Below are 15,273 nucleotides of genomic sequence, written 5' to 3'. Positions count from 1 at the left end.
ATGCGATTCAAAGTGATTATTATCGGGATTATTTTTTGGACAATTTCAATCGCGGGATATTCTCAATCGATTCAATTACTAGAGACTGACTCAAGTGTTAATTTCTTGGTGAATGATATTCAGGTTTTGGTCTATCAAAAAAGTAAAACCGCTGTTCCTTTTGGTGTTGATCCCACATTCTCAAAGTCTGGGTTTATCCATCCTTTGGCGACTGCAAGCGGACAGGTTCTGACTCGCATTCAACCTGAAGATCATTATCACCATTATGGGATTTGGGGGCCTTGGACGAAAACCAAGATTCAAGAAAGAGAGGTTGATTTTTGGAATTTGGGTGATGGGAAGGGAAGAGTGTATTTTGATCAGGTTGTTAGAAAAAGCCTTGATGAAAAAAGCGCTGAAATTACAGTTCGTCAGAATCATTTTGATTTGACTGCAGGGGAATCTCCTTCGCTAGCAATAGTTGAAAATTTACGGATAAGGGTTGAAGTCTTGGATGAGGATAGATATCAAGTTGACTACATCTCGGAATTTACCAATCAATTGGATTCTTCAATTCTATTTGAATCTTACCGCTATGGTGGTGGTATTGCATTCCGGGCAAGAAAGGAATGGGGCCCAGAAAACAGTAGAATCTTAACCTCTGAAGGAAATGATAGGGGGAATTCAGATGGAGCGAAGGCTCGTTGGGTTTTGATTGATGGAGTTACGGGATCCTCTCAAGGTTCAAGCGGTTTATTGATTTTGAGTCATCCAGAGAATTTTGATCATCCTGAACCATTACGGGTTTGGCCGGAAGATTCAAATAAAGGGATTGAAAATGTCTTTTTGAATTTTACCCCAACACGATTTAAATCTTGGGAGATATTGGCGGGAAAAACTTATAGACTTCAATATAGGTTAATTGTTTTTGATGGGGATATGAAGGTTATAGAGGCGGAGGAATATTGGAAGGCTTTTTCGCTTCAAAAATACCGATAAGTAAACTCATTGAATGGATCCAAATAGGAGGTTTCGATTGACCTTTTGGATGGGAATCGTTTATTTCAAGAATAATACTTCGAACAAGACAACATGATGAAAAATGTGATTTTTAGGAACGGGGATAAAATGCCGATTTTGGGTTTGGGAACTTGGAAAAGTAAACCTGGAGAAGTCAAGCAGGCCGTTTATTGGGCTTTGGAAGCAGGTTATCGGCATATTGACTGTGCGGCAATTTATGGAAATGAAAAAGAAGTTGGTGAAGGGTTGGCCGAAGCAATTCGAGCGGGAATTGTAAAACGTTCAAATGTATTTTTGACTTCAAAGTTATGGAATGACTCCCATCGCTATGAAGATGTTGGACCAGCATTGGATAAGACTTTGGATGATTTAGGAGTTGATTATTTGAATCTCTATCTGATCCATTGGCCAATTTCTTTCAAGCACGGAGTCAATTTTGCCACCCTTCGCGAAGAATTTTACACCTATGAGGATGTTCCTTTGACTCAAACTTGGTCAGCCATGCAGGAGCAAAAAGCCTTGGGGAAAACCAAGCATATTGGTGTTTCTAATTTTAACAGCACCAAATTATTAGAATTGATAAAAATGAAAGAGGAGGTGCCTGAAATGAACCAAATAGAAATGCACCCTTTTCTTCCTCAGGAAAATTTGGTGGAGTTTTGTAAACAGCATCAAATATTATTGACAGCCTATAGCCCACTAGGTTCACCAGATTCTAGAGCAGAAAAGCACCAAAAAGACCCCAAACTTTTATCAAATCCAGTGGTTTGTGAAATTGCTCGAAAACATGGGGTTTCTGAAGGTCAGGTTTTGATTGCTTGGTCAGTAGCTCGAAAAGTTGTTGTAATTCCCAAATCGGTTAACCAAAGGCGAATAGTTGAGAACCTAAGGGCGGTAGACCTTAAGCTAGATGATCACGATTTGATGGAATTAAGAGATATAGGTATTTCCCATCGTTTTGTAGATGGCACGTTTTTCACTCAAGGACAAAGTCCTTATGAGTTAAGCGACCTTTGGGAATAGGAGAGTAGTTGAAATTTTGAATTAATCTTCGATTTCCAATTCTTCCAGAATTTCAGCTAGCTCATCATAATCCTTTAATCCTGGCTTGATTTCTTCGCCTCCTTCAAGAGCAATTCCAAATAGGTTCAAATCAGCTATTAGGGTTTTTACATTAAAAGGAGAAATACCACCAGAGAGAATGACTTTGGCTTTATTTGCAATCAATGCTATGGATTTCATCTCATCTCCATCCAATGATTCAGAGTCTGTGGTTAGTAATAAATGGATTCCTTTATCTTGAATTTTTTTACCTACTTCCTCTTCTATATGACGAATTTCCTGTAGAGGAGCTTCAAAAATCAGTTGATAACCCTGATCCGCAAATTCCATGAGCGTATTCAAGTGATTGTGCTGAATCCAGGTGATATTCGGGTATTTACTCAGCTTTTGAGAAACTATGGTAGCTTCATCATCTTTAAATTCAGCACAAAATTCACAGCCAGATACCCAACCTGTGATTTCTGAATAGGATGTAGGTGGGACAAACTTATCGGATGATTCTTCAAGGCAAAATCCGATTACATCCACATACATTCCTGAACTGTATCGAGCATCGCTAAGATTTGTGACGCTACTTATTTTTACAAAAGTACTTAAAGCCATTCTATTGAATTTTAGGCGAAGTTACTCATTCGTCCTTGTTTTACCAGTATGTTGACTAGTTAGGAAAGAGCCTTGGTGCTGTTTTTGGTAGAAAAAGTTTAATTTTAGGCAATTAGCATTTATGAAAAAACAGGTACCACTTTTTCTCATTTCCTTTCTTTTTCTTTTTTCCTGTGATCGGGAAGTTGAAAATCCTGTGATATCAGATTCATTTAATTTCTTTCCTCTTTTCATTGGGAATTATTGGACCTATGAAGTTGAGGAACGGATTTATTTTGGAGAAAATGATTTTGAGGATTATTCATTTTTTTATCGAGATCAAATCCGCACTGTATTTGTAAATGATGCAGGAGAACAGGTTTTCATTGTTAGAAGGGATAAGTCAGAGAATAATGAAGCTTGGGAGTTTGAAGTGGAATATACCTTGGTGATTAGAGAAAATAATTTAATCATGAATCTTCAGAATCAGCCTTTGATCGTTTTGGTCTATCCAGTCAAGGAAGGCTTGATCTGGAATGGAAATAAATTTCGGGATGCCTCCTTAGATGAATTTGAATTAAAAATTGAAAATTCTTCTAACCCTGGAAATTCAATAGTACGGGTGATACAGGAAGAGGCTGATGATTTGATCACATTTAGGGATAATAGGTATGATGTTTTTGAAGAAAATGTGGGTTTAACAGAACGATACTATGAAGTGTTAACTTATTGTTCAAGGAATGATTGCTTAGGGGATCAATTGATAGACTCGGGAAGAATCACTCATATGAAATTGATAGATTATGGGAATGAATAAGTATTTGATTTCATTACTTTTTATTTTTTTAGGCTTGATTCAATTTGTTCACGCCCAAGATCGCTATGTGGTTTTCTATAAATACAAACCTCAATCAAGTTTTAGTTTAGATAGACCATCTGAGTTTCTAACTGATAGAGCTCTGCTACGAAGGAATAGGGAAGGTGTTTCTCCAGACAGTACGGATTTGCCTGTTTCAGATGTTTATATTGATCAGGTAAGGGAACATGCTATTTCAATTTTATATCAAACAAAATGGCTGAATGCCTCTTTGATTGTAGCTGAATCAGAGTCAATTAAAACAATTGAGCAGTTGCCTTTCGTGGATAAAGTAGAAATGGTAGCTAAAGGATACAATCCCCAACCTAATGAGCGAATTGAAATCCCTGCTTTAGAATCAAAAATTAAAAAATTTATTCCGCTCGAAGAGGCAACCTCTAGAACCCTCAAAACAGAGGAATTACCGTCTGATTTTCAGAATTCACTTCTTGGAATCCATAAAATGCATGAAGAAGGTTTTAAAGGAGAGGGAATTCGCATTGCGGTTTTCGATGTTGGATTCCCAGCTGTCAACACGGTTAGTGCTTTTTCTCAATTAATTAATAATGGTCAGATCATCGATCAAAAAGATTTTGTTAGACCGTGGAATGATAATGTTTTTACAGATTACCAACATGGAACAAATGTTCTTTCATTAATTGGCGCAATGGAAGAAGGTGCTTATGTGTCAGGTGCTCCTAATGCTGAGTATTTTTTAGCCATGACTGAAGAATTGGCTACTGAATATCGAATCGAAGAGTTTAACTGGCTTAGAGCTGCTGAGTATGCGGATTCAATTGGGGTGGATATTATTAATAGCTCCTTGGGCTATTATGATTTTGATGATCCATCCATGAATTACTCCTATGAAGATTTAGATGGGAAAACTACTATTATCACACAGGCTGCAAATTTCGCTTCGGAGAAAGGTGTTTTAGTAATAAATAGTGTCGGTAATTATGGTCCCAATGAACCAAGTTTGGTTGCGCCTTCTGATTCTCCCGAGGTATTAGCCATTGGTTCGGTGAATCAGGATATGGCTGTTTCCAATTTCAGCTCTAGAGGTCCTGCTTCGGATGGAAGAGTCAAGCCTGATTTGGCTGCATTTGGAAATGGTGTATCACTCATCCGTACGAATGGAAGTATTGGTCCTGGAAGTGGAACCTCTTTTGCAGCACCACAGATTGCCGCTTTAGCCGCTGGATTGTGGCAGGCAAGACCAGATTGGACAAGAAAGGAATTAATTGATAACCTCCTCAGAAGTGCAAGTAATTATGATAACCCGGATAATGCAATAGGATACGGCATTCCCGATTTTTATAAGGCATATTATGGGGAAATTCTATCAGTTGAAGAAAAAGATGAAAATGTAAGCTGGAAGATTTATCCAAATCCAGTAATTGGGAACGATCTTAAAATTCATTTTGGAACAAATTTGAAAGCAAATTTTACACTATTAGATCCTAGCGGAAAGATTATTTCTACACTTCAACTGGAGAGAAACTCTAACAAAAATCCATTTGAAGTGAGTCTAGATGCTATTCCTTCTGGTTTCTTTATTGTTCAAATGCAGGATGGAACCGATATAAAACGCCAAAAATTAATTCGCTATTAAACAAAGCCTAAATTTGCCTGTAAATTCAAGATAGAAAATATGCCCATTCAAGTTGCTCCATCAATCCTAGCTGCCGATTTTGCTAATCTTCAATCTGAAGTAGAATTATTGAATAAATCACAGGCAGATTATATCCATGTTGATATAATGGATGGGGTTTTTGTTCCCAATATTTCTTTTGGTATTCCTGTTACAGAGGCGATTTATAGACATGCTAAAAAGCCTTTGGATGTGCACTTGATGATTACCAATCCTGATTTGTATTTAGAGGCTTTCCGAAATGCAGGTGCCTCGGTAATTTCTATTCATTTGGAAGCTTGTTCTCATCTTAATAGAAGTATACAGGCAATCAAGTCCTTGGGGGCAAAAGCAGGGGTGACTTTAAACCCACATACTTCCGTTGCTTTGCTGGAAGACTCAATTGAACTTTTGGATGTAGTCTGCTTGATGTCTGTGAATCCTGGTTTTGGAGGGCAAAAATTCATAGAAAATACTTATTCCAAAATCAGTCGATTAAAGGATTTGATTCTTTCCAAAAATGCCAAAACATTAATTGAGGTAGATGGTGGAGTTAATCTTGAAAATGCTCCCCGATTGAAAGAGGTTGGAGCGGATATACTAGTGGCAGGTAGCTTTGTCTTCAATTCGGTAGATCCTATCCAAACAATTGCAGATTTAAAAGCAATCTGAGTTTCAGTCTTCTACCGCTTGTCATAAAAAATCCAAAATAAGGCCGAATTACTTGATTTTTTAGCCAGGGTTCTATTTTTTGCAATCTTGTAACGAACCAAACAAACTAATCATGATGAAAAAACTATTGCTTTCCGCCTTGTTTCTATCCTTCTTCGGAATGGTTTCTTATGCTCAAGAAGCTACAGAAGGTGCAGTTACTGATGAAGAATTGACTCAATATGCAACTGTTGAGGTAATGACTTCACAGTTCGTGGATCAAAAAACTGAAGAACTTCGGAATATGATTTTGAACAACGAAGTGATTGACGGGGGAGCTAGATATAATGAAATAAAGGCAGCTTGGGGTGATGATGCTAAAATGACTGAAGCCAATATCACTGAGGAAGAAAAAGCTGCTTATCAGGCTATTTTGGATTTCCAAGGATCGCTTCAGCAGAGTGTTGTAGACTACAAAACAAACTTGATTACTGATAGCGATGTAATTAGTGTATCTGTTTACAACAAGGTGTTGGGAGCTTTGAAAGAAGATCCTTCCGTAAAAGAAAAATTGGATAGCCTAATTGAAGAATTGAAGCAAGAGGCTTCAGAAGGCGAAGAAGATGGATCTGCTGAAGCAGCTGAAGACGGAAAATAAAATATTAAAAATACTCACTTTAAGAAGCCTCCCTTGGGAGGCTTTTTTTATATTTCAACACTAATTAAAGTTTCATTCCGTTTATCAACATATGGCCTTCAAAAAACTTTTCTTCATTGGACTTTCTTTTATGGTATGCGCTACCTCTTTTGCTCAGGAGGAGGATATTTTTGGGATTTCCAGAAAGGCAAAAAATCCGAAAAGTGAATCTGCAATAGGGAATGTTTATCGAAATGTTTTGGAGCAATTTGCTTTGGAAATTTCAACAGGTGGAGGCTATCAAGAATTTAGAACAGATTTTTTTACTGAAAACCCAGACCTATATCCGCTTTTTCAATATCAAAATTTTGATGAACCCTTAGATATTTCAGAAGAAAACCCTCTTTCCATGAAGGGAGGAGATTGGGTTTTTCCTGTACTAAATGCAGGGGTTAGAATCAATCTCTTCAATCTATTTACAATTGGAGGAGGATATGGTATCGAATCCGGAAATATCAGTCCAATGCGTGGAGGAAATTTCGAATTTCCTTTTGAAGGAGCTTCCTACAGGGCAAGTAAACTCTATGGTACTTTTGGGATAATTCTTTGGGATGCAAATCGAAGAGCCAAATATCTTCAGTGGCGCTATAGAAAATATGCATCGGCAAATTTGTATATGCAGTCAGAACTCCGACAGAGAGTTCGTCAAATTTATCCTTGGAGACTTGTTTTGGAGGCAGAATATGGAAATTTATCCATAAAAAATTTTGTGGATCCAGCACTAACTCAGAATGGAACTTATACGCCTAGGTTAGCAGTTGCAGATCCCTATTTTGCTTTAGGTTTGAGACTTGAGCGGGATTTTTCAGAGTACACCAAATTATTTTTAAAAGGTGGAGTTGACTTGCGCTCTTTTACTTATTCCGCTTCGGATTTTTCTGAATTTCAGGAGCTTGACCAGCGCTTATATGCTATGCAAATCGGGTTAGCTATTCGAATCCCAGGAACCAAGCGCTGTAAAATCCAAGGATGTGGTGTAGTGATGAAGCACATGCATAATGGAATTGAATACCGAGGAAGTTCGATTTTTAGACTTCAGGATCGAAAGATAGGTCAATGGTATTGATTCAGATTTAGCTTCTAGACTTTGAATTTCCCTTTTCAAAAGCAGGGCGTTTTTACTATCTTGCGGCCTTAATCTACCCTGTGAAATAGCTTTATATGGCCCAAGGAGAAAACGAGAATATTATTCCTATCAATATTGAGGAGGAAATGCGTGGAGCCTACATCGATTATTCGATGTCGGTTATTGTTTCAAGAGCCCTTCCAGACGTCCGAGACGGACTCAAGCCCGTTCACCGAAGAATTCTTTACGGGATGCAAGAACTGGGCGTTTTGCATAATAAACCCTATAAAAAGTCGGCGAGAATTGTCGGTGAGGTACTAGGTAAGTATCATCCGCATGGTGATTCTGCTGTATACGATACAATGGTCCGTATGGCCCAGCCTTGGTCCTTGAGATATCAGCTTGTTGATGGCCAAGGTAACTTTGGTTCCATCGATGGGGATAACCCAGCTGCCATGCGATACACCGAGGCTAGACTCAAGCGAATAGCTGAGGAGCTTTTGGTAGATATCAATAAGGATACAGTCGACTTCCAATTCAACTTTGACGATTCTCTCAAAGAGCCAGTTGTATTGCCGGCAAAAGTTCCTGCTTTATTGTTGAATGGAGCTTCCGGTATTGCAGTAGGTATGGCCACTAACATGGCGCCCCACAATTTGAGCGAGGTTATCGATGGAATTGTAGCCTACATTGACAACAGAGATATCACAGTTGCTGAATTGATGGAACATATTATTGCTCCAGATTTTCCTACAGGTGGTATTATTTACGGTTACAATGGAGTAAAGGCAGCATTTGAAACAGGCCGAGGTCGTATCGTTGTAAGGGGTAAGGCAAACATTGAAACCAAGGACAATGGGAATAGGGAAATGATTGTCATTACCGAAATCCCATATATGGTGAATAAGGCAAGTATGGTTGAAAAGACTGCTGCCTTAATCAATGAAAAGAAAATAGAAGGAATTTCTGCAATCCGCGATGAGTCTGATCGATCAGGAATGCGCATTGTATACGAATTAAAAAAGGATGCAATTTCTAATGTAGTTCTTAATAATTTGTATAAGCAAACGCAGCTACAGACCTCATTTTCAGTTAATAATGTAGCGCTTGTGAAAGGTCGTCCTCAGACGCTTAATCTGAAGGACCTGATCTTACATTATGTCAATCACCGACATGAAGTAGTAGTCAGAAGAACTCAGTATGAGTTAAAAGAAGCTGAAAAGAGAGCTCACATCTTACAAGGGTATCTTATTGCTTTGGATAATCTGGATGAGGTGATTGCTTTAATTCGAAATTCTGCTGATCCGGAAACTGCTCGGAATGGTTTGATGGAGCGCTTTGAATTAAGTGAAATCCAAGCAAGAGCCATTTTGGATATGAGATTGCAACGATTGACCGGAATGGAACGGGACAAAATCGTGCAGGAGTATAAGGAAATCATGGCCTTGATCGAAGAGTTGAAAGATATTCTTGCCAATGAGGACAGACGAATGGATATCATCAAAACAGAGCTTCTTGAGATGAAGGAGCGCTATGGCGATGATCGTCGTACTGAAATCGAGCATAATGCCGAAGACTTCAGCTATGAGGATATGATTCCAAATGAGGAAGTCATTATCACAGTTTCCCACCAAGGATATGTGAAGCGAACCGCTTTAACAGAATATAGAACTCAAGGACGTGGAGGAGTTGGTTCAAGAGGTGTGAGTACCAAAGAAGATGATTTTACTGAATATCTATTCACGGCTTCCACGCATAATTACCTTTTAATCTTTACTGACCAAGGTAAGTTATTCTGGCTGAAGACCTATGCCATTCCAGAAGGAAGCAAGACTTCAAAAGGTAGACCAATTCAAAACTTGATTAATATTGCTTCAGATGATAAAATCCGAGCGATTATTCAGGTTAATGATTTGAATGATCAGGATTACATCAATAATCACTTCCTGGTAATGGTAACCAAAAAGGGTGTGATTAAAAAGACCACATTGGAGCAATATAGCCGTCCACGAACCAATGGTATCATTGCATTGAATATTCGTGAAGATGATCAGTTGGTGAATGTGGATATGACCAATGGTGATCAACACATTGTAATCGCTGCAAAATCAGGTCGAGCTATTCACTTCCATGAGTCTGCAGTGAGGCCAATGGGTAGAACAGCAACAGGGGTTAAGGCCATCACCTTAAATGATGTTAATGACTATGTCGTTGGCATGGTATGTGCCTCTGAAGGAAATGCAACCCTATTGGTGGTTTCGGAGAAAGGTTATGGAAAACGTTCTAACCTAGAAGAATACAGAATCACCAATCGTGGAGGAAAAGGTGTGAAAGCCATGAATACCACAGAAAAGACGGGCGCTTTGGTAGCAATCAAAGAGGTGGTGGATACAGATGACTTAATGATTATTAATAAATCCGGAATCACTATTCGAATTTCGGTAGATGACCTTAGAGTCATGGGAAGAGCTACCCAAGGAGTGCGACTGATTAAGATTTCAGAAGGTGATGAAATCTCTTCAGTTGAAAAAATCTCTAGGGAAGAAGATGAAGAAGAATCAGATTCTTCACAAATTGCGGAAAATAACGAAGAGGAAACTGATAACTCCTCTGAAAACCAAGAATAATCAACCTTAAAAAAGATAAACGCTAATAATGAAAAAGCTAATTCTATCAATGGTCTTGGTTGGTGCTACAACCTTGGCCTTTGGACAAAAAAAAGTAGTAAGATCTGCTGAGAAGAACCTAAAAAGTGGTGATTACGCTACTGCCCTTAGTGAAATCGAGGCTGCTCTACAAGACCCAGAAACTGGTTCCGATCCAGAAACTACCCTATTGAAAGCTCAGATTTACTTGGGTATGTTTGCTTCTGATTCCTCAAACACCATGGAGACTCTTGAAAGCGGAAACTCCTCTTTTGATACTTTCATGGAGGCTTTCAAAATGGGAGGCGAAGATAAAGAGAATGGTGTAGGTGAAGATATTTGGGAAGAGGATATCCCTGGTGCTCCTGATAACCTAAGACCAAACTCTATCAATAAATTGAAAAACGTATCCTTTGATAAAGCTATCGCTCAATACAACATGGATGATTATGAGATGGCTTATGAGTTTTTCAATCTTGCAGGTAAAGTTGATCCTCAGGATACTACCATCCATTACAATGCAGGCTTCCTTGCCAACGATTTGGGAAGATTTGAGGATGCTAAAAGACACTTTATGGCATTGTTGGATGTACCTGGATATAATAAACTGAACGCATACTATTTCTTGGTTCAAATTCTTTCCACAGAGCAACAAAATCCTGAAGGAGCTTACGAAATCGTTACTCGCGGAAAAGAAGAGTATCCATCTGATAAAGTTTTGGCTGAGTATGAAATCCAATTGTTGCTTCAATTGAACAAAATGGATGAGGCTATGGCTCAAATCCAAGAGGCTTTGAAGAATGATCCTAATAACACTTCTATTCTTTTGAGATCCGGTTATTTGAAAGAGCAATCTGGTGACGTAGAAGGTGCTTTGGCAGATTATAAGAAATCAGTTGAAATTGACCCTAATTTCTACGAAGGTAACTATTACACTGCTGCTCTTTTGATTGAAAAGGCTAGAGAAGTGCTTGCTGAGCTAAACTCTCTTTCTGATGAAGAATGGGAAAAAAGATCTCAGTCCATGGGTGAGGAAGCAAATGGATACTACGCTGACGCTGTGAAGTATTTTGAGAAATCTCTTGAGATCAAACCTGAAGATACTGGAATTATGGAGATTCTTTACCAAATCCACACTCGTCTGAAGAATGATGCTGAAGCTGAAAAATATAACAAGAAGCTTATCGAATTGCTAGGTCCTAACTGGATGGATCGATAAGAAAAGTAAAACTTTTAAAAAGCTGCCAACTGGCAGCTTTTTTTGTTTTAATCGCTTTGGATCATTTTTTGATCAAGTAAGAATTGATTAAAATTTAAAGTATAATTTTTTGTTAAAAGGCTTGAAATCAAGAAAATGATATGTTTTTTTATCTTGAATTTCAACTGTTTATGGTCTAAGGCATGAGGAAGGTTGTGAAGATTTATTTTGTGTTTTTTTTACTTTTCGCCTGCTCAATAAAAGCATGGAGTCAGAAGGAGTACAAAAAAGTTTTAGAAGCTTCTTTTGAATCTGGCCCTTTAATCAGCAATGGTCAGCCTTGGGCAAATGCAATAAAAGATTTAGTCTCCTATCATGCAGTTGACGTGAGATTAGGTTGGAGAAAAAACACTAATTCTTATTACGGTCAAATTTACAGATATCCTGTTTTTGGAATAGGGATTTCTACCACTCTTCCATATCAATCCGAAATTGGAAGGCCTCAAGGAGTTTATTGGTTTTTTGATATTCCTTTCAAAGAGTTTTCTAAAGATCGAAAAGTGAACTTTTCCTATTTCGGTCATTTGGGTTTAGGGTTTAATCTTAATCCCTATGATTCTCTTGAAAACCCGTTAAATAGATACATAGGCTCAGAATTGAATAGTTATATCCACTTAGGAATCAAAGGCAATTACTTTCTTACAGAACAGACCCACTTATTTCTTATGCTTGGTATCAAGCATTTTTCCAATGGATCTACCAAAAAGCCGAATGCGGGAATAAACCTTGTACCTTTCTCGGTGGGAGTGCGATATAATTTTGATAAACGTGAAGCACAAACACCCGAACTTTGGGAAAGACCTGAACTTCTTCAGAAAGGATATTGGAATACTGCGGTTTATTTAGGCTCAAAAAATTATGAGGTAGGAGGTGCTTCCTATTTTAGAGGTGGAGCGAATTTGACCTATATGTGGGAGAAGTCTTATAAATATCGATATGGAATTGGGCTAGATGTATTTTTTGCTCCTGGGCTTAAGGATCGAGAAGGCCTTTCTGATGTTTCTTTTTGGGATCAAACTAGCATTGCGGCAGCAGGTGCTTGGGAATGGAAGCTTACGGAAAACTTATATATTCCTGTTGGTTTCGGAGTATACCTGCATAGAAATGAAGAAAATCAGGAGTTTACTTGGTTCTATGAAAGAGTAGGGCTTCGGTATAGTTTGAATAATCAGGTTTTCACCGGAATCCAAATCAAAGCTCATAAACTCAAGGCAGACTTTTTTGAGTTTACAGTTGGATATAGCTTCAAATAAACATGGTGGAACATAGATTCGATAGATTCCACTAATCAAAAATTTATTTTATTTACCCAAGGCTAATGGTAGCTTGCTATCTGATAGAATTGTGTTTTTTTCATGAAGAAATCTTTTGCGTTCTTTCCTATAGCCATAGCCCTGATACTTGGGCTTTATTCGCCGGTAATTTCCCAATCAATTCCTTCTTCCTCTATTTATCATGAACTTCTCAAGTTGAGGGAAACGAAGCGGGTTTTATACGTGGCGGCTCATCCCGACGATGAAAATACCCGATTAATAGCCTATTTGGCAAATGAGACAAAAGCTCAAGTTGCCTATTTAAGTTTAACTCGGGGAGATGGTGGACAAAATTTGATTGGCCCTGAGTTAGGTATTGGCTTAGGACAAATTCGTACTCAAGAGCTCCTGAAGGCCCGAGAAACTGATGGAGGTAGACAGTTTTTTACCAGGGCGAAAGATTTTGGCTACAGTAAAAACCCAGATGAGACCTTACAAAACTGGGATCGTGAAACAATCCTTTCAGATGTGGTTTGGGTAGTTCGGAAATTCCGGCCAGATATCATTATTACCCGATTTAATACGATTCCTGGAGTAACTCACGGTCATCATACCACGTCCGCAATTTTAGCAGAAGAGGCATTTTCACTAGCTGGAGATCCAACGGCTTTTCCGGATCAACTTCAATATGTAGAGCCTTGGAGCCCAAAACGGATTTTCTGGAATGCTTATAATTTCCGTGGTGAATTTCAAGAGGAGGAAGGTGAAATTTACTTTGAATTTCCTACGGGAAATTACAATTCCTTGCTAGGAGAAACCTATAGCCAAATAGCTGCGGATAGCCGTACTATGCATAAATCACAAGGGTTTGGTTCTACAGCGGGAATTGGAAATGCAGTGGATCATATCCAATTTATCAAAGGAGAACCATTTACTGATTCACCTTTTGATGGAGTAGATGACAGATGGGAATCCTATGAGACAGGAAAAGAAGCCAAGGTGTTGATTGATCAATTGATCGATGATTTTGATTTCAAATCACCAAGTTCCAGCCTTCCAGAATTATTAAAAATTAAAGCAAAAATCGATGAACTTCCGAACGAATTAGTTTGGGTTCAAGAAAAGAAAAATCAAATCAATTCTTTGATTTTGGAAGCAATGGGAGTGGAGATAGAATTCAACTCAGATCAAGAATCGATTTTTCCGGGTGCTCTTTTGCAAGGTGAAATAATTGTAAATAACCCAACTGATACCGAATTAGCTATTTCCAGCATTCAAGTGCTTTCTGAAGAACAATTAGAAGTAGCTGTTTCTGCTAAAAATAATGATCCATACCGTAAATCTGTTGAAGTGGGCCTTGATCGGGAATTCCCATTTTCTCAGCCTTATTGGCTAAATGGTGATGTTGACCAACCTATGTATACCATTTCAGATCAGCAATTGATCGGAAAACCATTCAATGATCTGAGTCTTTATGCAGAATTGAAATTAGAGATTGATGGTGCAAGCATGAGCATTCAAGTTTCATTGAATTATAAATTCAATGATCCAGTGGATGGAGAAGTTAAGGAGCCTGTTGCTGTAGTTCCTTCAGTTGATCTGGAACTTTCCAAGCAAGTCATTTTTGGAATAGGTGATATTAAACCCCAAGTTACTGTTTGGGTGAATTTTCGGGATAAAATCGAAGATGGCGTTCTTTATTTTGAAGACTTAAACGAAACTGAATTTAGGATTTTGGAAGCTGAGGATATTCCTGGCCAAAAGCGTCGGCGATATGAGGTGGAGTTTATGTCCAATGAGATGGGGAAGCGAAAAATCAAAGCGATTTATAAAACCAATTCAGGGGAATTTGATTTGATTACCAATCGAATTAATTACAAGCATATTCCTCATCTCACTTATTTTGCCCCTGCTACGATTGATTGGATTCAAGAAGATTGGAAAATCTCCAAGAAACCTATTGGTTATATTCCAGGTGCTGGTGATGAGATTCCGGATGTATTAGAGTCATTGGGTTATCCAGTCACCATCATTAATGATGGTGATTATGACATTAATTATTTATCTCAGTTTCAATCCATCGTTGTAGGAATTCGTGCATACAACACCAATGAGGAATTAGCCTCAAATCAACAGGCATTGATGGGCTATGTTAGGGCAGGAGGGAACTTAATTGTACAATACAATACGACTGCACGTTTGCTCACCAATCAGTTGGGACCTTTTCCTTTCTCCATCACAAGAAATAGGGTTTCAGTAGAGAATGCTCCGGTAACCGCAGATTTTGACCATCCTATTCTTTCCAGTCCTAATCAAATTAATGCTTCAGATTTTGATGGATGGGTTCAGGAAAGAGGATTGTATTTCGCAGGCCAACTTGATTCCGCTTATGAAACCCCATTAATCATGAATGATCCCGGTGAAGACCCGAGCAATGGATCTTTGATTTATGCCAAGTACGGAGAGGGGAATTTTATTTATACAGGGCTCTCTTTCTTTAGAGAATTACCAGCTGGAGTGCCTGGGGCGGTTAAGTTATTCATCAATCTCTTGGAGCAATAATCGACTTTG

Annotated in this window: 12 protein-coding genes; 11 read left to right on the top strand and 1 reads right to left on the bottom strand. The window is 38.4% G+C overall.

Translation table 11 applies throughout. From position 1 onward, the window contains the following. Together NY014_RS04370 and NY014_RS04365 are read left to right on the top strand one after the other, a co-directional pair. A complete protein-coding gene (locus NY014_RS04370; RefSeq protein ID WP_259413319.1) occupies positions 1 to 978 on the top strand; it encodes a DUF6807 domain-containing protein in 978 nt (325 codons plus the stop codon). Between the two features lie 93 nt (positions 979 to 1,071). Beyond that, positions 1,072 to 2,022 (top strand): aldo/keto reductase, encoded by a 951-nt coding sequence (locus NY014_RS04365; protein WP_354003158.1) that lies wholly within the window; start codon positions 1,072 to 1,074, stop codon positions 2,020 to 2,022. Between the two features lie 21 nt (positions 2,023 to 2,043). Here the strand turns inward: NY014_RS04365 and trpF are convergent, their stop codons facing one another. After that, on the bottom strand, positions 2,044 to 2,664 hold the full coding sequence (gene trpF / locus NY014_RS04360) for a phosphoribosylanthranilate isomerase (protein ID WP_259413317.1): 621 nt from the start codon (positions 2,662 to 2,664) through the stop codon (positions 2,044 to 2,046). 121 nt (positions 2,665 to 2,785) lie between these two features. On the opposite strand from trpF, the gene NY014_RS04355 reads away from it, so the two are divergent. The 9 genes from NY014_RS04355 (at position 2,786) to NY014_RS04315 (ending at position 15,264) form a co-directional block, all read left to right on the top strand. Continuing rightward, on the top strand, positions 2,786 to 3,460 hold the full coding sequence (locus NY014_RS04355) for a hypothetical protein (protein ID WP_259413316.1): 675 nt from the start codon (positions 2,786 to 2,788) through the stop codon (positions 3,458 to 3,460). Continuing rightward, positions 3,453 to 5,114, top strand: coding sequence for a S8 family serine peptidase (locus NY014_RS04350; protein WP_259413315.1), 1,662 nt, complete (start codon positions 3,453 to 3,455; stop codon positions 5,112 to 5,114). The genes NY014_RS04355 and NY014_RS04350 overlap by 8 nt, the downstream gene beginning before the upstream one ends. A 39-nt stretch (positions 5,115 to 5,153) precedes the next feature. Beyond that, entirely contained in the window at positions 5,154 to 5,804 is a 651-nt protein-coding gene (gene rpe / locus NY014_RS04345) for a ribulose-phosphate 3-epimerase (RefSeq protein WP_259413314.1), read from the top strand. A 112-nt stretch (positions 5,805 to 5,916) separates the two neighbouring features. Further along, a complete protein-coding gene (locus tag NY014_RS04340) occupies positions 5,917 to 6,441 on the top strand; it encodes a hypothetical protein (protein ID WP_259413313.1) in 525 nt (174 codons plus the stop codon). 91 nt (positions 6,442 to 6,532) lie between these two features. Further along, positions 6,533 to 7,546 carry a hypothetical protein gene (locus tag NY014_RS04335; RefSeq protein WP_259413312.1) on the top strand — a complete coding sequence of 338 codons (1,014 nt, stop codon included), beginning with the start codon at positions 6,533 to 6,535 and terminating at the stop codon, positions 7,544 to 7,546. Positions 7,547 to 7,641: 95 nt separating this feature from the next. Further along, positions 7,642 to 10,173, top strand: coding sequence for a DNA gyrase subunit A (gyrA, locus tag NY014_RS04330; protein WP_259413311.1), 2,532 nt, complete (start codon positions 7,642 to 7,644; stop codon positions 10,171 to 10,173). Between the two features lie 28 nt (positions 10,174 to 10,201). Beyond that, positions 10,202 to 11,410 (top strand): tetratricopeptide repeat protein, encoded by a 1,209-nt coding sequence (locus NY014_RS04325; protein ID WP_259413310.1) that lies wholly within the window; start codon positions 10,202 to 10,204, stop codon positions 11,408 to 11,410. 182 nt (positions 11,411 to 11,592) lie between these two features. Beyond that, positions 11,593 to 12,702 carry an acyloxyacyl hydrolase gene (locus tag NY014_RS04320; protein ID WP_259413309.1) on the top strand — a complete coding sequence of 370 codons (1,110 nt, stop codon included), beginning with the start codon at positions 11,593 to 11,595 and terminating at the stop codon, positions 12,700 to 12,702. Between the two features lie 102 nt (positions 12,703 to 12,804). Next, positions 12,805 to 15,264 carry a PIG-L family deacetylase gene (locus NY014_RS04315; protein ID WP_259413308.1) on the top strand — a complete coding sequence of 820 codons (2,460 nt, stop codon included), beginning with the start codon at positions 12,805 to 12,807 and terminating at the stop codon, positions 15,262 to 15,264. Positions 15,265 to 15,273: the final 9 nt, after the last annotated feature.

Source organism: Algoriphagus limi, assembly GCF_024919275.1.
GTDB classification, from domain to species: domain Bacteria; phylum Bacteroidota; class Bacteroidia; order Cytophagales; family Cyclobacteriaceae; genus Algoriphagus; species Algoriphagus limi.
The sequence above is the reverse complement of the archived record's forward strand: the minus strand, read 5'-3'. Positions and strand labels throughout refer to the sequence as shown.